We start from the raw sequence: 19,441 nt of genomic DNA on the forward strand, positions 1-19,441 counted from the left end.
GAATCATGAAAGGCACGGCACTCACAGCCGTTTTACCCAAGTTGACGGGGTTTACATCCCCCCGGGGGCTTCGCAGTTCACGTGTTCAACAAGTGGCGTCCCGCGCGTCGGGATGCATGGGCGCGGCAGACGCGAAGCGGACCCGGAGCGGACCCGGAACGGACGCGAGGAAGACGCGCCGAAGACGGGCAGGAGCCGGGCAGGAAACGGCAGGAGAAGGGCGCCCGGCGGAAATCAGACCCGTCGGGCACCCTCGTCCGCGCGGTACCGGCTGCCCCGTGTCAGCTGGAACCGCACCCCCCGCCGCCGCAGGACGACGATCCGCCGCAGGACGAGGAGGATCCGCAGGAGGACGATCCGCTCGAACACGAACTCGACGAGGAGCCGCCCCCCGCCCACCAGCTGCTGTTGCTGCCCGAGCCGCTGGAGCCGCCGGACGAAAAACCGCTCTTGGCCGAACGCACCGCCACGGTCACGACGACCACGACGACCAGAAGCCCGATCAAAATGAAGACGAACACGATGCCCGCCCCCTCTCTCACACCCCGGTCTTCCCGGGGGGCGGGATCCCCGCGTCCCGCGTGAGGGTGGGATGCCCGCAGGCCACGCGGCCCAAAGCACACTTGAGCAAGTCCAGAGGTTCCCCTCAGGATGGCGCCCATGAGCAGCGACCGTCCCTTCCTGAACCGCCGTCTGGCGGCCTTCGGCACCACGATCTTCGCGGAGATGTCGGCGCTGGCCGCCCGCACCGGGTCGATCAACCTGGGCCAGGGCTTCCCCGACACGGACGGCCCCGCCGAGATCGCCGAGGCGGCCTCCCGCGCGGTCCTCACGGGCCTCGGCAACCAGTACCCGCCGGGCCCCGGCATCCCGGAACTGCGCGCCGCGATCGCCGCGCACCAGCAGCGCTTCTACGGCCTCGCCTTCGACCCCGACACCGAGGTCCTGGCCACGGCGGGCGCCACGGAGGCCATCGCCGCCGCCCTGCTCGCCCTCCTCGAACCGGGCGACGAGGTCATCGCCCTGGAGCCGTACTACGACTCGTACGCGGCCTGCATCGCGATGGCCGGGGCGGTACGCGTCCCGGTGACGCTGCGCCCGCACGCCGGGGCCTTCGCCCTCGATCTGGACGAACTGCGCGCCGCGGTCACCCCCCGCACCCGGCTGCTCCTGCTGAACACCCCGCACAATCCGACGGGCACGGTCCTGACCCGCGAGGAGCTGTCCGCCGTCGCCGCCCTCGCCGTGGAGCACGACCTCCTCGTGATCACGGACGAGGTGTACGAGCACCTGGTCTTCGAGGGCGCCCACACCCCGCTGGCGGGCTTCCCGGGCATGCGCGAGCGCACTGTCACCATCTCGTCCGCGGGGAAGAGCTTCTCGTTCACGGGCTGGAAGGTCGGCTGGGTCACGGCGCCCCCGGAACTGGTCACGGCGGTCCGCTCGGCGAAGCAGTTCCTGACCTACGTCTCCTCGGGCCCCTTCCAGTACGCGATCGCCGAGGCCCTCGCCCTCCCCGACACGTACTACGAGGCCTTCCGCGCCGACCTGGCCGCCAAGCGCGACATCCTCGCCGACGGCCTCACGGCCGCCGGCTTCGAGGTCTTCCGCCCGCAGGGGACGTACTTCATCACCACGGACATCACCCCGCTCGGCGAGAAGGACGGTCTCGCCTTCTGCCGCGCCCTGCCCGAGCGCTGCGGCGTGGTCGCCATCCCGAACCAGGTCTTCTACGACGACAAGTCCGCGGGAGCCACCCAGGTCCGCTGGGCCTTCTGCAAGAAGACCGAGGTCCTCCGTGAGGCCGCGGCCCGCCTGAGCCGCCTGCGGGCAGGCGGCTGAGCCGCCCTCTGGGCGGTTCTAGGCGGGCGGGAGCTCGTAGTCGAACCAGATGCGGTGCGTGCCGTCCTCGTCCACGCGCAGACCTCCCGCGCCGGTGATGCCGGTCAGCGCGGCCGTGCCGCTGCCCGGGACGATCGCGAAGTGTTCCGCGGCACGGGACGGTCCGCCGTCGGTGGCGGCCGAGTGGACGAAGTTGAAGGCGCCCTGCCTGCCGTCGAGGGCGCCCTCGAAGGACTCCATCGCGACGTAGCTGCCGACGCCCGCCTCCTGGTCGAACGCGGCGGTGAAGAGCGTGGACGAGTGGCCCGTCAGGGTGTCGCCCGCGTAACGCTTCTCCATCGTGGCGACGCCCACCGGGAGACCGGTTTCCACGGGTGGTTGCGGGGTGAGTGAAGCCGGTGTGAAGCTGACGACCTTGAAGGTGCCCGAAGCTCTCATCATCAGATGAGCGTACTCACGAAGAGCGGGAAAGTCGGGATACATGGCAACGGGCAGAGCCTCCGTGTCCGCGTCACCCCTGGAGATCCGCGCGGTCAAGGCGGTCCGGTCGGCCGCGCCGACGACGGTCCTCGCGCTCGGAGTGTTCGCCGCCGTACGCGGCGCCGGGGTACTGGTCCTCACCCTCGGATCCTGGTGGGCCGGACGGGATCCCCTGCGGGTTCTCGGCCTGTCCTGGGACTCCGCCTGGTACCTGGGGATCGCCGCCCACGGCTACGGCCGGACCCTGATGTGGCCCGAGACCGGCTCCATCCAGAGCGACTACGCCTTCTTCCCGCTCTACCCGGCGCTGATACGGCTCGTCTCCGCCGTCCTGCCCGGCGGGCTCGTCCCCGCCGGGCTCCTCGTCGCCTGGGTCTGCGCGGCCGTGGCCGCCGTCGGGGTCTACCGGGTCGGAGAGCGGGTGATCGGCCCGCGCGCCGGGCTGCTGCTCGTGGGGCTGTGGGCGGCGCTGCCGCACTCCGTGGTGCTGACCCTCGCCTACACCGAGGCGCTGCTGGCCGCACTCGCCGCCTGGACGCTCTACGCCCTGCTGCGGGACCGCTGGCTGTGGGCGGCCGGCCTGGCCGTGCTCGCCGGGCTGACCCGGCCCACCGGGCTCGCCGTCGCCGCCGCCGTCTCGGCCATGGCCCTGTACGCCGTCCTCGTACGGGGATCCCGCGCGCCCGGGGTGTGGGTGGCCGGGCTGCTGGCCCCCGCGGGCTGGGCGGCGTACGTGCTGGCCGTCGGTGTGCGGACGGGCGATCCCGTCGGGGGCTACTTCACCGTGCAGCGGCGCTGGGGCTCCCGCTTCGACTTCGGGCAGGGCGCGCTGCGCTCCGCGGAGCGGGTGCTGACCGGCGGGCACGTGCCGCTCGCCACCACCGTCACCGTGGTGCTGCTGGCCGCGGCCGGGCTGCTGGCGGTCCTGCTGCTGCTGGACCGGACCCCGCTGCCGCTGCTCGTGTACACCGGGGTGCTACTGGTGATCGCCTACGGCGGGGCCGGTTTCTTCGAATCGAAGCCGCGGTTCCTGCTCCCGGCCTTCCCGCTGCTGCTGCCCGTGGCGGCCGTCATGGCCAGAGCCCGGCCCCGCACCGCGGTCGTGGTGACCGCGGTGCTGGCCGGGCTCGGCTACGGCTACGGGCTGTACCTGCTGCTCGTGGCGCGCGTACCTCTGTGAGCGAGACCGCCGATTACTGGCTGTCGTCGCCGTTCTTCTCGTCGTCGCCGTCGGCGGAGTCGATCTCCTTCTCCAGGCCGAACTGCTCGACGAGCCACTTGTCGAATTCGATGGAGGCGCGGACCCAGCTGACCGTGGAGGACACGAAGTGCTCCAGGTTGACGCCGGTGCCGATCAGCATCTGCGCCTCGCCGATCAGGCGGACCGAGCCGTCGTCGTGGGTGTGGCTGTAGACCTTCGGCCACAGGGTGCGACGGTTCCAGTCATCGATCGATTCGAGAAGCTGGGGCTTCTCCTCGATCTTGTGCGGACGGTCGTAGAAGGTCCGCACCGAGAAAACCTGCTGCTCGTCCTCGCCGCGGAACATGAAGTAGGTGCGGAACTCCTCCCACGGCGCCGCGAGGTCACCCTCGTCGTCGACGACGTACTTGAGCTCCATCTGCTCCAGCAGCTGCTTGACCAGATCCTGGTCGGGGACGACGGGGCCCGCCGGTCCTGTGGCCTGCGGATCGGGCTGCTGCCCTCCGAAGTTCGGAATCGAGGCCGGGTCGATGCTCACCGTGTACTTCCCTTCGTGCGGATACATGCATCCTCCCCCATCCCGCCCACCCCATGTCCAGCCCGACAGCTACGATCCGCTCCGGGCGGACAGGAGCAGGCCGCCGACAAGGCGATGAGGCTTGTACGGGGACACGTGTGGCAGTGCGCGGCGGGATGGGCGCAACGCGCGGGCTCGCGCTCGCGGTGCTGGCTGCGCCGCTGGCCATCGGCATCGGCGGCGCGGTGTGGCTGTGGCTGGCCCCGGACAACTGGGCCGACGCCTCGGACGGCCCCGAGAGCCATACGAAGGTCAGCTGCGCGCAGGCCATGGCGTTCGCCCGGGCGAGCCTGCCGGAGGGGGCCCGGGAGGAACGGTGCGAGCGGACCGACTGGCTGGACACCACCATGACCGGGTCGTTCCGGATGGCCCGGACCGGGCTGGACCCGTGGCTGGCCGCCGCCTTCCCGCAGGCGCAGGAGCACGGGCGCGAGCAGCGTCCGACCGTCTGCCCGAAGCCGGGCCCGGGGTACGACCCGGAAGGCGGGGACCGGTGCCTGGGCGTCGACCATCCCGACGCCGTGCCCGGCCGCGCGTCGAGGGTGGAGATCAGCGTCGAGCAGCAGGTGGGGTACGACGTCGTGATCCGGTTCGTCGCGTACGACGTGTGAGAGCCCGGGCCGCGGCGGCGTGGTGCCGCGGCCCGCCGCCCGCTACAGGGCTTTGCCGACCAGCAGGTCCTCGCCCGCCACGTCGACCCGTACGGTGTCGCCGTCCCTGACCTCGCCGGAGAGGATCTCCTTCGCGAGACGGTCGCCGATCGCCGTCTGGATCAGGCGGCGCAGCGGCCGGGCACCGTACGCGGGGTCGTTGCCCTTGTCCGCCAGCCAGGCCAAGGCCTCGGGCGTGACCTCCAGGGCCAGGCGCCGGTCGGCCAGGCGCGCCGCCAGACGGCCGATCTGGAGCTGCGCGATGTGCGCCAGCTCGTCCTCGCCCAGTGCGGAGAAGACCACGGTGTCGTCCAGCCGGTTCAGGAACTCCGGCTTGAAGCTCGCCCTGACCACGTCCAGGACCTGCTTCTTCTTCTCGTCCGCAGGTGTGGACGGATTCATCAAGAACTGGCTGCCCAGGTTCGACGTGAGGATCAGGATCGTGTTGCGGAAGTCCACGGTGCGGCCCTGGCCGTCCGTGAGGCGGCCGTCGTCCAGGACCTGGAGCAGGATGTCGAAGACCTCGGGGTGGGCCTTCTCGACCTCGTCCAGGAGCACCACGCTGTACGGGCGGCGGCGCACGGCCTCGGTGAGCTGGCCGCCCTCCTCGTAGCCGACGTAGCCGGGCGGGGCGCCGACGAGGCGGGCCACGCTGTGCTTCTCGCCGTATTCGGACATGTCGATGCGGACCATGGCCCGCTCGTCGTCGAACAGGAAGTCCGCGAGCGCCTTGGCCAGCTCGGTCTTGCCGACGCCCGTCGGGCCCAGGAAGAGGAACGAGCCGGTCGGGCGGTCGGGGTCGGCGATTCCGGCGCGGGTGCGGCGTACGGCGTCGGACACGGCCCGGACGGCCTCCTTCTGGCCGATCAGGCGGCGGCCCAGCTCGTCCTCCATGCGGAGCAGCTTCTGGGTCTCGCCCTCCAGCAGCCGGCCCGCCGGGATGCCGGTCCAGGCGCCGACCACGTCCGCGATGTCGTCCGGGCCGACCTCGTCCTTGACCATGGTGTCCCGGGAGGCCTCCGCCTCGGCCTCGGCCTCGGTGGCCTCCGCCAGCTCGCGCTCCAGGGCCGGGATCTCCCCGTAGAGCAGCTTGGAGGCGGTGTCGAAGTCCCCGTCCCGCTGGGCGCGCTCGGCCTGGCCGCGCAGGTCGTCCAGGCGCTCCTTGAGCTCACCGACGCGGTTGAGGGACTGCTTCTCCTTCTCCCAGCGGGCAGTCAGGCCGCGCAGCTCCTCCTCCTTGTCCGCGAGGTCCTTGCGGATCTTGTCGAGGCGTTCCAGCGAGGCCGGGTCGGACTCGTTCTTCAGCGCCAGCTCCTCCATCCGCAGCCGGTCCACCGAGCGCTGGAGCTCATCGATCTCCAGGGGCGAGGAGTCGATCTCCATGCGCAGCCGGGACGCGGCCTCGTCGACGAGGTCGATGGCCTTGTCGGGCAGGAAGCGGGAGGTGATGTACCGGTCGGAGAGGGTCGCGGCCGCGACGAGCGCACTGTCGTTGATGACGACCTTGTGGTGGGCCTCGTAGCGGCCCTTGAGCCCGCGCAGGATCGCGATGGTGTCCTCGACGGACGGTTCGGCGACCAGCACCTGCTGGAAGCGCCGCTCCAGCGCCGGGTCCTTCTCGATGCGCTCGCGGTATTCGTCGAGGGTGGTCGCGCCGACCATGCGCAGCTCGCCGCGGGCCAGCATGGGCTTGAGCATGTTGCCCGCGTCCATTGCGGAGTCGCCGCCGGCGCCCGCGCCGACGACCGTGTGCAGCTCGTCGATGAAGGTGATGATCTGGCCGTCGCTGGACTTGATCTCGGCGAGGACGGTCTTGAGCCGTTCCTCGAACTCGCCGCGGTACTTGGCGCCCGCGACCATGGCTCCGAGGTCCAGGGCGACGAGCCGCTTGTCCTTCAGGGACTCGGGGACGTCGCCCTTGACGATGCGCTGGGCCAGGCCCTCGACGACGGCCGTCTTGCCGACGCCGGGCTCACCGATGAGCACCGGGTTGTTCTTCGTACGGCGCGAGAGCACCTGGACGACGCGGCGGATCTCGTGGTCGCGGCCGATGACCGGGTCGAGCTTGCCGTGACGGGCGGCCGCCGTGAAGTCGGTGCCGAACTTCTCCAGCGCCTTGTACTGGCCCTCGGGGTCGGGGGTGGTCACCCGCCGCCCTCCTCTCGCGTTCTCGAAGGCGTCCAGCAGCTTCTTCGCGCTCGCCCCCTGCTTGGACAGGACCTCGCCGGCCGCGCCGCCCTTGGCGGCGATGGCGATGAGCAGGTGCTCGGTGGACAGGTAGTCGTCACCCAGCTCGCCCGCCCTGGTGTCGGCCTCGGCGAGTACGGCGAGCAGCTCGCGGGTGGGCTGCGGGGGCGCGACCGTGGAGCCGGTGACGCTGGGCAGGGCCGCCAGCAGCCGCTCCGCGCCGCCGCGCACGGCGGCCTGGTCGGCGTCCGAGGCCGCGAGCAGGTCGGTGATGTTCTCGTTGTCCTCGCCGGCGAGGAGCGCCAGCAGGAGGTGCGCGGGGGTCAGATCGGCATGGCCGTCCTTGACGGCCCTGCTGGTGGCCGCGTTCAGCGCGGCTCGGCTCTTGTTGGTGAGCTCGGCGTCCACGGGGCGGCTTCTCCTCTCCGGAAGGGGTGACGGCACCCTGACCGACTCTGTCTAACTCTGACATGAACAACCTATGCAAAGTTGAGTCTATTCCACTCAAGGCAAGGAGTCGTACTCTTCGGGCCATGTCCCATGACCCACTCAACCCGACGCCCGAATACCTCGCCTTCTGGCGGGAACGGCACGTCTGCACGCTGACCACACCGCGTCCCGACGGCACGCCCCACGTGGTGCCGGTGGGCGTGACCTACGACCCGGAGGCCGGCCTGGCCCGGGTGATCAGCAACAAGCACAGCAAGAAGGTCCGCAACATCCTGGCGGCCCAGGCCGGGGAGCCGGGCGGGGCGCGGGTCGCGGTGTGCCAGATGGAAGGGCGCCGCTGGGCCACCCTGGAGGGCCGCGCGGTGATCCGTACGGACGAGGCGGCGGTCGCCGACGCGGTGGCGCGCTACGCGGAGCGCTACGGGCGCATACCCTCGCCCAATCCCGACCGGGTCGTCATGGAGATCACGCTGGACCGGGCCATGGGCCGCGCGTAAAAAGTTGAATTCTCACCCGCATCTTGTCCGGTCAGCGACTGGACGCGGACATCACAACGGCGCCATCGTGGTCAGGTCCACGATGGCGCCGTTGTGTGGGGGTAGCGCCTGAGCGATCTGCAACGACGGGGGAATCGCTTCAGGCACTGCGGGGGGTGGCGGTGGTGATATCGGGTTCGAAGAGCTGGTGATCGCGCTGATCAAGATTGACGAAGACCATTCCGTAGCGCACCTCGCAGCGGACGGGCTGCGGCGCGCCCCGCGGGCGGCGCAGGCACCGGTAGGCACGTACGTCCTCGTCCTCCTCGCGCACGACGACGATCGGTTGACCGAACAGGGTGACCATCAGCGAGTCCCCGGGGTACGGGATCGCCGTGGCCAGGTCGATGAACTGCCATCCCGACCGGTAAGCGGAGGCCATTTCGCGGCGGAAGCCGCGGTCGTCGGGGGTCATGCGTCCGAAGACTTCCCACCCATAACCGGCTTGGGTGCGGGGCCCCAGCCACTGTCGGCCAAGACCTTGCCCCAACCACTGTCGCTCTCACCGGTGGTGGCACCGGCCCCCCAACCGCTGTCGGCGGGCGTGCCGCCCCAGCTGGTCTGCGCGAGCGAGATTCCACCGACAGCAGCGGCCGTAGAGAGAGCAATGGCAGCCACCGAGCGAAGCAATTTCTTGTACATGGTCGACGTTGTCCTCACTTGATGGATTCCTCTCCCCCGCATCTCAGACGATGACTTATCGAGCCACGCCATTGCCACCGTGGCGATGCATCATGTTCCTGTACATGCAGGACCCTGGGGGTGGGAGATTTGCCGATTATGCGGATGAACCAGACACATCCCCACGCGGTGACGGACCTGTGCGACCTCGGGGCCGAGTTGTACGCGAGCGCGCTCAGCTCCGGCCGCATAGCCCGCGAAGAGGTCGAGCAGACGCCCTGCCTGCTGGAATTCGCGCTGCTGCACCCTGACCCGGACGACGACAACTGGCTCCGTCCGGTTCCACCTTCGGTGGCCCTCGCGCAGCGGCTGCACCCGCTGGAACGGGAGATCCTGCAGCGCCGGCGCTCTTCCATCGAGCTCACCGAAGCGTTTGAGCCATTCATGGCCATCAGCGCGCTGACTCCCGCCCCCACCCACGCGATCACCGTGCTGGAGGGATTCAACAGGATCAACGCGGCCCTCAACGTCGCCACCGCCGAATGCCAGGCGGAAATGCTCACCATCCAGCCGGGCGGCGGGCGTTCCGAGAACATTCTGAACCAGGCGATAGAGCGGGACCAGCCGCTCATCCGGCGTGGTGTCAGCATGCGCACCCTCTACCAGCACACCGTGCGCCACAGCCGCGGAACAATGGCGTACGTCGACCGGATGGCCAGCGGCAAGGTCGAGATCCGGACGTTGGAGGAGCTGGTCGAGAGGCTCATCATCTGCGACGAGTCGGTCGCCTTCATCCCCGCGAGCGACGACCAGCAGATCGCCCTGGAACTGCGGCACCCGGCGCTCGTCCGCTACCTGGCCCGGGTCTTCGAGCAGCTGTGGCGCCGGGCCACGCCGCTCAACGAGCAGATCCCCTACGATCCGACGCCCTCGGGGATCTCAGGCGTGCAGCGCTCCATCGCCCAACTCCTCGTCGAGGGGCACGTGGACGAGGCCATCGCGCGCCGCCTCGGCATGAACGTACGGACCTGCCGCGCGCACATCGCCAAGCTGGCCTCCGCCCTGGGCAGCGGCAGCCGGGCCCAGCTCGGCTTCCTCATCGCCCAGTCGGGGATCCTGGGCCAGGTCTCGGGGCCCACGCGGGATCCACAGCTCTGACCGGCGCCGGCGGCGCCGGGTACGCCGAAGGCCCCGCCCGGACACCGGGAGGGGCCTTCGCACGCGTTGTCAGTCCGTCGGCCGCTTGGGCCGCCAGACGACCAGGGCGCTGCCCGGCACCGGCGGCTGGTACGGGACCAGGTCGCGCCGGTAGGAGGCGTGCACCTGGGCCTCACGGGCCTGGAGCGTGGCCGCCGCGCCGTCCACCGCTGCGGAGAGCTCGGCCACGCGCTGCTGGAGCGCCGCGACCTGGTTCTCCAGCTCGATGATCCGCTTGATGCCCGCCAGGTTGATGCCCTCGTCCTGGGACAGCGCCTGCACCGTGCGGAGCAGCTCGATGTCACGGGCCGAGTAGCGCCGGCCGCGCCCGGCCGTACGGTCCGGGGAGACCAGGCCGAGACGGTCGTACTGGCGCAGGGTCTGCGGATGCAGACCCGAGAGCTGGGCGGCCACCGAGATCACGTAGACCGGGGTCTCGTCGGTGAGCTGGTACCCCCCACCCAAGCGGGAGGACTGTCGTCGGCGGCCGTCCATGTCATGCTCCCTTCGCGGACTCGAACAGCGCGGAGCGCGGGTCCTGCGACTCCGTCGCCTCGCGGTACATCTCCAGCGCCTCGCGGGCCTTGTCCGACAGCTCGACCGGGACCGCGATCTCCACCGTCACCAGCAGGTCGCCGCGGGTGCCGTCCTTGCGGACCGCTCCCTTGCCGCGGGCCCGCATCGTGCGGCCGCCCGGGGTGCCCGGCGGCAGCTTCAGCGTCACCGAGGGGCCGTTCAGGGTCGGGACCTTGATGTCGGCGCCCAGCGCCGCCTCCGCGAACGTCACCGGGACGGTCACCGTCAGGTTGTCGTCCTTGCGGCCGAACACCGGGTGGGAGTCGACGTGCACGACGACGTAGAGGTCTCCGCCCGGACCGCCGCGCTCGCCGGGCGCACCCTTGCCGCGCAGCCGGATGCGCTGGCCGTCGGAGACGCCCGCCGGGATCCGGACCTGCATGGTGCGCGAGCTGCGGGCGCGCCCGCTGCCCTTGCAGACGTCACAGGGGGTTTCGGCGATCAGGCCGCGGCCCTTGCAGTCCGCGCAGGGGTCGGTCAGCGAGAAGCCGCCGCCGCTGCCCCGCGAGACCTGGCCGGTGCCGACACAGGTCGGGCACACCCGGGGGGTGCCGTTCTTGTCGCCGGTGCCCGAACAGGCCTTGCAGGGGGCCTGGGAGGACATCCGGAGCGGGACCGTGGCCCCGTCCACCGCCTCGGTGAAGGAGAGGGTGACCTCCGACTCGATGTCCTGGCCGCGGCGGGGCTGGGTACGGGTTCCCGCACCGGGCCCGGCGCCGCGGTTGAACAGGCCGCCGAAGACATCGCCCAGACCGCCGCCGAAGCCGCCGCCCGCGCCGCCGGCACCCGGCTGGGTGCCGCCGAACAGGTCGCCGAGGTCGAAGTTGAACGAACCGCCGGCCCCGCCCGGCCCGGGGCGGAAGCCACCGTTGCCGAACAGGGCACGTGCCTCGTCGTACTCCTTGCGCTTCTTGGCGTCGCCGAGGATGTCGTTCGCCTCGGAGATCTCCTTGAAGCGCTCCTCGGCGGAGGCGTCGCCCTTGTTGGCGTCCGGGTGGAACTCGCGTGCGAGCTTCCGGTACGCCTTCTTGATCTCGGCCTCGGTGGCGTCCTTCGGGACACCGAGGACCTTGTAGTAGTCCTTCTCGACGAAGTCCTTCGTGCTCATCCCCGGTGTCCCTCCTCTCGTGCTCCTACTGGTTCAACATCAGCCCTTGTCGGGGGCATCCGTGTCCTTGTCCGACGGCGTGTCGGCCTCGGCCGACTCGGACTTGGGGGCCGCGCCCGGCTGGGGCTCGGCCACCGCGACCCGCGCGGGACGGATCGTACGCTCGCCGATCCGGTACCCCGGCTGCAGGATCGCCACGCAGGTCGTCTCGGTGACGTCCGGCGCATACGAGTGCATCAGGGCCTCGTGGATCGTCGGGTCGAAGGGCTCGCCCTCCTTGCCGAACTGCTGCAGGCCCATCTTGGCGGCGACCGTCTCCAGCGATTCGGCCACGGACTTGAAACCGCCGACCAGCTCGCCATGCTCCCGCGCCCGGCCGATGTCGTCCAGGGTCGGGAGGAGTTCCGTCAGGAGGGACGCGACCGCGATCTCCTTGACGGTGATCCGGTCCCGCTCCACCCGGCGGCGGTAGTTCTGGTACTCCGCCTGGAGCCGCTGGAGGTCCGTGGTGCGCTCACCGAGCGCCGTACGGGCCTGGTCCAGCTGCGCCAGCAGGGCCACATCCGCTCCAGAATCCCCGGCCGGGGCCGCCGCCTCCTCCTTGGCGGAGTCGGCGGCCTTCGGCTCGTCGGGCGTGCCGTCGACGGGGACGTCGGGCTTCTCCTCGAAGCCCGGGGTCTCCTCCGACATCAGGCAGCGCCGCCCTTCGGCTTCTCGTCGTCGACGATCTCGGCGTCGACGACATCATCGTCGGCCTTCGCCTGGCCCGCATCACCGGCAGCGGCGCCGGCGGCGCCCTGCGCGGCCTGGGCGTCGGCGTAGATCGCCTGGCCGAGCTTCTGGCTGACCGCGGCGAGCTTCTCGGTCGCGGTACGGATCTCGGCGGTGTCCTCGCCCTTGAGCTTCTCCTTCAGCTCGGCGACGGCCGCCTCGACCTCGGTCTTGACCTCGGCCGGAACCTTGTCCTCGTTGTCCTTGACGAACTTCTCCGTCTGGTAGACGAGCTGCTCGCCCTGGTTGCGGGACTCGGCCGCCTCCTTGCGACGCAGGTCCTCGTCCGCGTACTGCTCCGCCTCCTGGCGCATGCGGTCGACCTCGTCCTTGCCGAGCGAGGAGCCGCCGGTGACGGTCATCTTCTGCTCCTTGCCCGTGCCGAGGTCCTTGGCCGTGACGTGCATGATGCCGTTCGCGTCGATGTCGAAGGAGACCTCGATCTGCGGGACGCCACGCGGGGCCGGCGGCAGGCCGGTCAGCTCGAACATGCCGAGCTTCTTGTTGTACGCCGCGATCTCGCGCTCGCCCTGGTAGACCTGGATCTGCACGGACGGCTGGTTGTCCTCGGCCGTCGTGAAGATCTCGGAGCGCTTGGTCGGGATCGTGGTGTTGCGCTCGATCAGCTTGGTCATGATGCCGCCCTTGGTCTCGATACCCAGGGACAGCGGGGTCACGTCGAGGAGCAGGACGTCCTTGACCTCACCCTTGAGCACACCGGCCTGGAGGGTGGCGCCGATGGCCACGACCTCGTCCGGGTTGACGCCCTTGTTGGCGTCCTGACCGCCGGTGAGCTCCTTGACGAGCTCGGCGACGGCCGGCATACGGGTGGAGCCGCCGACCAGGACCACGTGGTCGATCTCGGACAGGTTGATGCCCGCGTCCTTGATGACGTTGTGGAACGGGGTCTTGCAGCGGTCGAGCAGGTCCGCGGTCAGCTGCTGGAACTGCGAGCGCGTGAGCTTCTCGTCCAGGTGCAGCGGGCCCTCGGCGGACGCCGTGATGTACGGCAGGTTGATCGAGGTCTCCGTGGAGGAGGACAGCTCGATCTTCGCCTTCTCGGCGGCCTCGCGCAGACGCTGGAGCGCCATCTTGTCCTTGGACAGGTCGACGCCGTGGCCGTTGGCGAACTGCTTCACCAGGTAGTCGACGACGCGCTGGTCCCAGTCGTCGCCACCGAGGTGGTTGTCACCGTTGGTGGCCTTGACCTCGACGACACCGTCGCCGATCTCCAGGAGCGACACGTCGAAGGTGCCGCCACCGAGGTCGAAGACGAGGATGGTCTGGTCGTCCTTGTCGAGACCGTAGGCCAGAGCGGCGGCGGTCGGCTCGTTGACGATGCGCAGGACGTTCAGGCCCGCGATCTCACCGGCCTCCTTCGTCGCCTGACGCTCGGAGTCGTTGAAGTAGGCCGGGACGGTGATGACCGCGTCCGTGACCTTCTCACCCAGGTACGCCTCGGCGTCACGCTTCAGCTTCTGCAGGATGAAGGCGCTCATCTGCTGCGGGTTGAAGTCCTTGCCATCCAGGTTGATCTTCCAGTCAGTGCCCATGTGGCGCTTGACGGAGCGGATGGTCCGGTCCACGTTCGTGACCGCCTGGCGCTTGGCCACCTCGCCGACGAGGACCTCGCCGTTCTTGGCGAAGGCGACGACGGACGGCGTGGTCCTGGCGCCCTCGGCGTTGGTGATGACGGTGGGCTCGCCGCCTTCCAGAACGCTGACGACGGAGTTAGTGGTGCCCAGGTCGATGCCGACCGCACGTGCCATTTTGATTCCTCCAGCTGACTTGAGTGGAACAGACTCAACCATGCCGCATCGCCGCGTGGACGTCAACAGAGCTGAGTCGATGCGACTCAACCTTTAGGTCGCCCTTACGCGCAACCCGTGGCATCGGCCCTGACGGCGCGGGGTCCGGGGCGCCGGGCCAGGCCGCGGGCGCGGCACCCGAACGGGGCATCCGGCCGCGCGCCACCCCGGGACCGCCGGAGGCATGCGGCACGGTGCTGACATGCCTCTGCTGCTGCCCCTCCCCGCCCGGCCAGGGCGCCGGCCGGTCAGGCCCTCGGCCAAGCGGGTGCTCGACCTCATCGGTGCGGCGATCCTGCTCGTCGTGCTCGCCGCCCCCCTCGCGGCAGCGGCAGGGCTGCTCTTCGCGACCCGGGGCGGCCGCGCGTTCGTACGGGTACCGGCGGCCGGTCTGGCCGGACGGCCGTTCCGCACCTGGCGGCTGCGCACCGGCGACGCCGGCCGCCTCGGCGCGGCCCTGGAGCGCTGCGCACTGGACTCGGCGCCCCAGCTGATCAACGTGCTCCGCGGCGAGATGTCCCTGGTCGGGCCGCGCCCGGATTCCCGTACAGACCGGCCCGAGCGGCTCTTCGTACGGCCCGGGATGACCGGGTTGTGGCAGGTCAGCGCGCGCTCCGACCTACCCTGGGAGGAAATGGCGCTGCTCGACCGGCACTACGTGGAGAACCATTGGCTGGGGATGGACCTGGCGATCCTCGCGCAGACGCCGCGGGCGGCCTATCGGCAAAGGCATGCCTGAGCGACACAGATCACCGCGCGCTCAGCTACATTGCGGCGTCGGGAGTGGGTAACCTCATGCCTTGACTCAATAAGTTACCGCTTAGTAAGTACCGCCCGAGGAGCCCTCCCATGCAACTCGCCGCGATCATCGTGTCGCTGGTCATCACGGTGGTAGCCGTCGCGCTGTTCGGCCGTGCCATCGCGCAGATCTACCGCTTCGTGCGCCTCGGCCAGCCAGTGCCCGCGGGCACGCGCACCGGCGACCCCACACAGCGCACCATCACGCTGGTCAAGGAATTCCTCGGCCACACCCGCATGAACCGCTGGGGCATCGTCGGGTTCGCGCACTGGTTCGTGGCGGTGGGCTTCTTCTCGCTGCTGCTGACGATCGTCAACGCCTTCGGCCAGCTCTTCCAGGCCGACTGGCTGATCCCGATCATCGGTGACTGGCTGCCCTACGAGATCTTCACCGAGTTCCTCGGCCTGATGACCGTGCTCGGCATCGTCACCCTGATCGTGATCCGGCAGCTGAGCCGGCCGGGCAGGGCGGGCCGCAAGTCCCGCTTCACGGGCTCCAAGACGGGCCAGGCGTACTTCGTCGAGGCCGTCATCCTGATCGTCGGCGTCTGCATCATGACGCTGCGCGCGCTGGAAGGGGCCCAGCACGGCGTCGAGGGCTGGGAGCCGGGCTTCTTCGCCTCGTACCCGCTGATCGCCGCGTTCGACGGGCTCGACCTGAGCACGATCCAGTACCTGACGTACTTCTTCGCCGCTCTCAAGATCGTCACCTCCTTCACCTGGATGATCACGGTCTCGCTCAACACCAACATGGGTGTCGCCTGGCACCGCTTCCTCGGCTTCCCGAACATCTGGTTCAAGCGGAACGCGGACGGTTCGACGGCGCTCGGCGCCCTCCAGCCGATGACCAGCGGCGGCAAGGAGATCGACTTCGAGGAGCCGGGCGAGGACGACGTCTTCGGCGTCTCCCAGGTCGAGCAGTTCTCCTGGAAGGGCATCCTCGACTTCTCCACGTGCACCGAGTGCGGTCGCTGCCAGTCGCAGTGCCCGGCCTGGAACACCGGCAAGCCGCTGTCCCCGAAGCTCCTGATCATGTCGCTGCGCGACCACGCGCACGCCAAGGCCCCGTACCTGCTCGCCGGTGGCGGCAAGGACATGGAGGGCAACGAGAAGGCGACGGCGGAGCAGCTGGCGGACGTCCCGGCGGCCGCTCTGGCGGAGGCCGAGCGCCCGCTGATCGGGACGGCCGAGGAGAACGGTGTCATCGACCCGGACGTGCTGTGGTCCTGCACGACCTGCGGTGCGTGCGTCGAGCAGTGCCCGGTCGACATCGAGCACATCGACCACATCGTCGACATGCGCCGCTACCAGGTGATGATCGAGAGCGCGTTCCCGTCGGAGGCGGGCACGATGCTCAAGAACCTGGAGAAGAAGGGCAACCCCTGGGGCCTGGCCAAGAAGCAGCGCGTCGAGTGGACGAAGGAGGTCGACTTCGAGGTCCCGATCATCGGGAAGGACGCGGAGGACCTCTCGGAGTTCGACTACCTGTACTGGGTCGGCTGCGCGGGCGCCCTGGAGGACCGGGCCAAGAAGACGACGAAGGCCTTCGCGGAGCTGCTGAACATCGCGGGCGTCAAGTTCGCGATCATGGGCGGCGACGAGAAGTGCACCGGTGACTCCCCGCGCCGCCTGGGCAACGAGCCGCTGTTCCAGCAGCTGGGCCAGGAGAACGTGGCCATGCTGAACATGGCCTTCGGCGAGGACGACGAGGACCCGGCGACGAAGAAGCCGAAGTCGGCGAAGCGGATCGTCTCGACCTGCCCGCACTGCTTCAACACCATCGCGAACGAGTACCCGCAGCTGGGCGGCGAGTACGAGGTCATCCACCACACGCAGCTGCTCCAGCACCTGATCGACGAGGGCCGGCTGACGCCGGTGACGCCGGTCGAGGGTCTGATCACGTACCACGACCCGTGCTACCTGGGCCGGCACAACAAGGTCTACACGCCGCCGCGCGAGATCATGTCGGCCGTGCCGGGCCTGCGGCAGCAGGAGATGCACCGCCACAAGGAGCGGGGCTTCTGCTGTGGCGCCGGTGGCGCGCGGATGTGGATGGAGGAGCGGATCGGCAAGCGCATCAACAACGAGCGTGTCGACGAGGCGCTGTCCCTGAACCCGGACATCGTGTCGACGGCGTGCCCGTTCTGCCTGGTGATGCTGACCGACTCGGTGAACGGCAAGAAGAACGACGGCAAGGCCAAGGAGTCCGTGCAGGTCGTGGACGTGGCCCAGCTGCTGCTGGACTCGGTCAAGACCCCGGAACCGCCGGTGGTCGAGCCGGAGCCCGAGCCGGAGCCGGAGCCGGAGCCCGTCGTTGAGGCGAAGGCCGAAGCCAAGGCGGAGCCCGCCGCCGAGGCCAAGGCCGAAGCCAAGGCCGAGCCCGCCGCCGAGGCGAAGCCCGAAGCCAAGGCCGAACCCGCCGCCGAGGCCAAGGCCGAAGCCAAGACCGAACCCGCCGCCGAGGCCAAGGCCGAGACCAAGGCGGAGCCCGCCGCCGAGGCGAAGCCCGAAGCCAAGGCCGAGCCCGCCGCCGAGGCGAAGCCCGAGCCCGAGGCCAAGCCCGAGGACGCCAAGTAGTCCCTGGCGACACCGGCACCACGGAACGGCCGGTCCCCTACCCGGGGGGCCGGCCGTTCCCGCATGTCAGCCCTCGTCCCCCCGCCCGGTCGCGGACCCTCGGAAACCACCGCGGCCAGGTAAACCGGGGCCAACGCCCGGGTGAGGAAAACCCCCCGGGGTTCCCCTAGGGGATGTCACAGGTCAGCCGCAAAGGCCACGGGTTCCGGCAGCCCGTCCACGGCGGCCCGCGGGACCGGGTACTTTCGATCACGTGGCTGGATTCAGGATCGGACGCGGCCGGGACAACAACCGCACCCCGCAACAACCCCCGCGGCAGCAGCCGTACGGACAGCAGCAACCGCCGCCGTACGGCCAGCAGCCCTACCCTCAGGCAGGCCCGCCGCCGCAGCAGCAGTGGCCGCAGCCGGGTCCGGGGGGACACGGCGAGCCCGAGTACTTCGACCCGTACGGACAGCAGCAGCCGCCGCAGGCGCAGCAGCCCCCGTACGGCCACGGAGGGCACGGCGGCCACGGGGGCTACACCAACGACAACCCCGGGCACACCCAGGTCTTCGCCGTCGGCGAGGACCCGTACAGCCAGGGCGGGACGTACCAGGCGGGCGTGGGCGCGGCCGCTCCGGCCGGCCCGCGGCTGCCGTGGAAGGAACTGCTCCGCGGCATCGTGATGCGGCCGGGGCAGACCTTCCTGCAGATGCGCGACTACGCCGTCTGGGGGCCGGCGCTGACCGTGACCTTCCTCTACGGGCTCCTCGCGGTCTTCGGCCTCGACGACGCCCGCAAGGACGTGATCAACGCGACCCTCGCCAAGGCCGTCCCGATCGTCCTCTCCACCGGCGTGGCCTTCGTCATCTGCGGGCTGCTCCTGGGCGCGGTCACGCACACCCTGGCCCGCCAGATGGGCGGCGACGGCTCCTGGCAGCCCACCGTGGGCCTGTCGATGCTGGTCATGTCGCTGACGGACGCCCCTCGCCTGCTCTTCGCCGTGTTCCTGGGCGGCGACAACGGCATGGTCCAGGTACTGGGCTGGGCCACCTGGGTGGCCGCGGGCTTCCTGTTCACGTCCCTCGTCGCCAAGTCGCACGACCTGCCGTGGCCGAAGGCGCTGGGCGCTTCCGCGATCCAGCTCATCGCCCTGCTGTCGATCATCAAGCTGGGCACGATCTAGCACCGCACGTGAAGGGGCCCGCCGCGCAGTGTCTGCGCGGCGGGCCCCTTCACGTGTGCCCTCAGATGGGGCCGGTCTCGGCGCTCCGATGTGCGGCGGAGAGGGTGAAGGAGAGGAGGGCTGTGGCGGTGAAGTCGTCGGCGGATTCGACCGTCTGCCAGGCGCCCACGTGGTCCATGAAGCCGCCGCCGTGGCCGTCGAGGGCGAAGGGGTCGCCCTGGCCGGTCGGGCACTTGCGCATGGTGGGGAAGGAGTTGAGGTCCTTGAGCTTGTCTGCCGCGTTGGGGCCATTGACGACGCCGCCCCGCAGGATGTCGCATTCGCCGCCCAGGTCACCGGCGAGGTTGGCCGGCTGGTGTTCGGGGCAGTGCGGGAAGGTGGTCCCGGCGCCGACGACGAAGGATGACCCCCCATGCGTTGGCGCCCAGCGCCCAGTTGCGCTGCTGGGTCGGAGCGGATCTGCCGCTGCCGTCCTCCGCATCGCCCTTGCCGAGGCCGGCCTGGACGTAGAGGGTGCGGGACCCGTCGCCCGACCGCACCGGCGTCACGGTCACCACCGAGACCGCCATCGTCAACGGCGACCCCGAGCTCCTCGCCCAAGCAGTCCGCAACCTCGTGGAGAACGCACTGCGACACGGCGGCGGCACCCCGGTCGAGGTGAACGTCACCACCGACCGGGCAACGGTGCGGGACCACGGCGCCGACGTACCGGCCGAAGACCGCGCACGGGTGTTCGCACGCCACGTCACCGGAGCCGCGAGTACTGGAACCGGCGCGGGCCTCGCCATCGTCCGCTGGGTCGCCGAACTCCACGGCGGCACCGCCCAGCTCTCCCCCGCACACGGCGGCGGCCTGCTGGCGGAGCTGCTACTGCCCCAGCACGCAAGCAGCTGA

At 70.2% G+C, this 19,441-nt stretch carries 19 protein-coding genes; 9 read left to right on the forward strand and 10 right to left on the reverse strand.

What is annotated here, in order from left to right:
- Positions 1 to 234: 234 nt before the first annotated feature.
- Positions 235 to 399, reverse strand: a complete 165-nt coding sequence (locus ACFYOB_RS20340; protein WP_388561289.1) for a hypothetical protein — start codon at positions 397 to 399, stop codon at positions 235 to 237.
- A 252-nt stretch (positions 400 to 651) separates the two neighbouring features.
- On the opposite strand from ACFYOB_RS20340, the gene ACFYOB_RS20345 reads away from it, so the two are divergent.
- Positions 652 to 1,842 (forward strand): pyridoxal phosphate-dependent aminotransferase, encoded by a 1,191-nt coding sequence (locus ACFYOB_RS20345; RefSeq protein WP_388561291.1) that lies wholly within the window; start codon positions 652 to 654, stop codon positions 1,840 to 1,842.
- An 18-nt stretch (positions 1,843 to 1,860) separates the two neighbouring features.
- Here the strand turns inward: ACFYOB_RS20345 and ACFYOB_RS20350 are convergent, their stop codons facing one another.
- Positions 1,861 to 2,280, reverse strand: coding sequence for a DUF3224 domain-containing protein (locus ACFYOB_RS20350; RefSeq protein ID WP_388561444.1), 420 nt, complete (start codon positions 2,278 to 2,280; stop codon positions 1,861 to 1,863).
- A gap of 43 nt (positions 2,281 to 2,323) precedes the next feature.
- On the opposite strand from ACFYOB_RS20350, the gene ACFYOB_RS20355 reads away from it, so the two are divergent.
- Positions 2,324 to 3,502, forward strand: a complete 1,179-nt coding sequence (locus ACFYOB_RS20355; RefSeq protein WP_388561293.1) for a hypothetical protein — start codon at positions 2,324 to 2,326, stop codon at positions 3,500 to 3,502.
- A gap of 13 nt (positions 3,503 to 3,515) precedes the next feature.
- Here the strand turns inward: ACFYOB_RS20355 and ACFYOB_RS20360 are convergent, their stop codons facing one another.
- A complete protein-coding gene (locus ACFYOB_RS20360; protein ID WP_328930358.1) occupies positions 3,516 to 4,061 on the reverse strand; it encodes a YbjN domain-containing protein in 546 nt (181 codons plus the stop codon).
- A gap of 137 nt (positions 4,062 to 4,198) precedes the next feature.
- On the opposite strand from ACFYOB_RS20360, the gene ACFYOB_RS20365 reads away from it, so the two are divergent.
- A complete protein-coding gene (locus ACFYOB_RS20365) occupies positions 4,199 to 4,711 on the forward strand; it encodes a hypothetical protein (RefSeq protein WP_388561295.1) in 513 nt (170 codons plus the stop codon).
- Between the two features lie 42 nt (positions 4,712 to 4,753).
- Here the strand turns inward: ACFYOB_RS20365 and clpB are convergent, their stop codons facing one another.
- A complete protein-coding gene (gene clpB / locus ACFYOB_RS20370) occupies positions 4,754 to 7,345 on the reverse strand; it encodes an ATP-dependent chaperone ClpB (protein WP_388561297.1) in 2,592 nt (863 codons plus the stop codon).
- A 125-nt stretch (positions 7,346 to 7,470) separates the two neighbouring features.
- Here clpB and ACFYOB_RS20375 point away from each other — a divergent pair, with 125 nt between their 5' ends.
- Positions 7,471 to 7,884 (forward strand): pyridoxamine 5'-phosphate oxidase family protein, encoded by a 414-nt coding sequence (locus ACFYOB_RS20375; protein WP_388561299.1) that lies wholly within the window; start codon positions 7,471 to 7,473, stop codon positions 7,882 to 7,884.
- 139 nt (positions 7,885 to 8,023) lie between these two features.
- Here ACFYOB_RS20375 and ACFYOB_RS20380 read toward each other — a convergent pair whose 3' ends face one another.
- Positions 8,024 to 8,338: a (2Fe-2S)-binding protein gene (locus ACFYOB_RS20380; RefSeq protein WP_073917230.1), complete on the reverse strand. Its 315-nt coding sequence runs from the start codon at positions 8,336 to 8,338 to the stop codon at positions 8,024 to 8,026.
- Positions 8,339 to 8,709: 371 nt separating this feature from the next.
- On the opposite strand from ACFYOB_RS20380, the gene ACFYOB_RS20385 reads away from it, so the two are divergent.
- Positions 8,710 to 9,702: a helix-turn-helix transcriptional regulator gene (locus tag ACFYOB_RS20385; protein ID WP_388561301.1), complete on the forward strand. Its 993-nt coding sequence runs from the start codon at positions 8,710 to 8,712 to the stop codon at positions 9,700 to 9,702.
- Positions 9,703 to 9,771: 69 nt separating this feature from the next.
- Here ACFYOB_RS20385 and ACFYOB_RS20390 read toward each other — a convergent pair whose 3' ends face one another.
- From ACFYOB_RS20390 to dnaK, 4 genes are read right to left on the reverse strand one after another with little or no spacing between them, the layout of a single operon-like run.
- Positions 9,772 to 10,236: a heat shock protein transcriptional repressor HspR gene (locus tag ACFYOB_RS20390; RefSeq protein WP_376678948.1), complete on the reverse strand. Its 465-nt coding sequence runs from the start codon at positions 10,234 to 10,236 to the stop codon at positions 9,772 to 9,774.
- A gap of 1 nt (position 10,237) precedes the next feature.
- Positions 10,238 to 11,425, reverse strand: coding sequence for a molecular chaperone DnaJ (dnaJ, locus tag ACFYOB_RS20395; protein WP_388561303.1), 1,188 nt, complete (start codon positions 11,423 to 11,425; stop codon positions 10,238 to 10,240).
- Between the two features lie 39 nt (positions 11,426 to 11,464).
- Positions 11,465 to 12,115 (reverse strand): nucleotide exchange factor GrpE, encoded by a 651-nt coding sequence (gene grpE, locus ACFYOB_RS20400; RefSeq protein WP_388561305.1) that lies wholly within the window; start codon positions 12,113 to 12,115, stop codon positions 11,465 to 11,467.
- On the reverse strand, positions 12,115 to 13,965 hold the full coding sequence (gene dnaK / locus ACFYOB_RS20405) for a molecular chaperone DnaK (protein WP_388561307.1): 1,851 nt from the start codon (positions 13,963 to 13,965) through the stop codon (positions 12,115 to 12,117). Before dnaK ends, grpE begins: the two co-directional genes overlap by 1 nt.
- Before the next feature lie 241 nt (positions 13,966 to 14,206).
- On the opposite strand from dnaK, the gene ACFYOB_RS20410 reads away from it, so the two are divergent.
- The 3 genes from ACFYOB_RS20410 to ACFYOB_RS20420 all read left to right on the forward strand — a co-directional run bounded on the left by ACFYOB_RS20410 (position 14,207) and on the right by ACFYOB_RS20420 (position 18,547).
- Positions 14,207 to 14,743, forward strand: coding sequence for a sugar transferase (locus ACFYOB_RS20410; protein ID WP_388561309.1), 537 nt, complete (start codon positions 14,207 to 14,209; stop codon positions 14,741 to 14,743).
- Between the two features lie 110 nt (positions 14,744 to 14,853).
- On the forward strand, positions 14,854 to 17,379 hold the full coding sequence (locus tag ACFYOB_RS20415; RefSeq protein ID WP_388561310.1) for a (Fe-S)-binding protein: 2,526 nt from the start codon (positions 14,854 to 14,856) through the stop codon (positions 17,377 to 17,379).
- A 253-nt stretch (positions 17,380 to 17,632) separates the two neighbouring features.
- Entirely contained in the window at positions 17,633 to 18,547 is a 915-nt protein-coding gene (locus tag ACFYOB_RS20420; protein ID WP_388561312.1) for a Yip1 family protein, read from the forward strand.
- A gap of 61 nt (positions 18,548 to 18,608) precedes the next feature.
- Here ACFYOB_RS20420 and ACFYOB_RS20425 read toward each other — a convergent pair whose 3' ends face one another.
- On the reverse strand, positions 18,609 to 19,028 hold the full coding sequence (locus ACFYOB_RS20425; protein WP_388561314.1) for a glycoside hydrolase family 9 protein: 420 nt from the start codon (positions 19,026 to 19,028) through the stop codon (positions 18,609 to 18,611).
- 32 nt (positions 19,029 to 19,060) lie between these two features.
- Here ACFYOB_RS20425 and ACFYOB_RS20430 point away from each other — a divergent pair, with 32 nt between their 5' ends.
- On the forward strand, positions 19,061 to 19,441 hold the full coding sequence (locus ACFYOB_RS20430) for a sensor histidine kinase (protein ID WP_388561316.1): 381 nt from the start codon (positions 19,061 to 19,063) through the stop codon (positions 19,439 to 19,441).

The sequence above is a fragment of the Streptomyces sp. NPDC006463 genome, assembly GCF_042870715.1.
Taxonomy (GTDB): Bacteria; Actinomycetota; Actinomycetes; order Streptomycetales; family Streptomycetaceae; genus Streptomyces.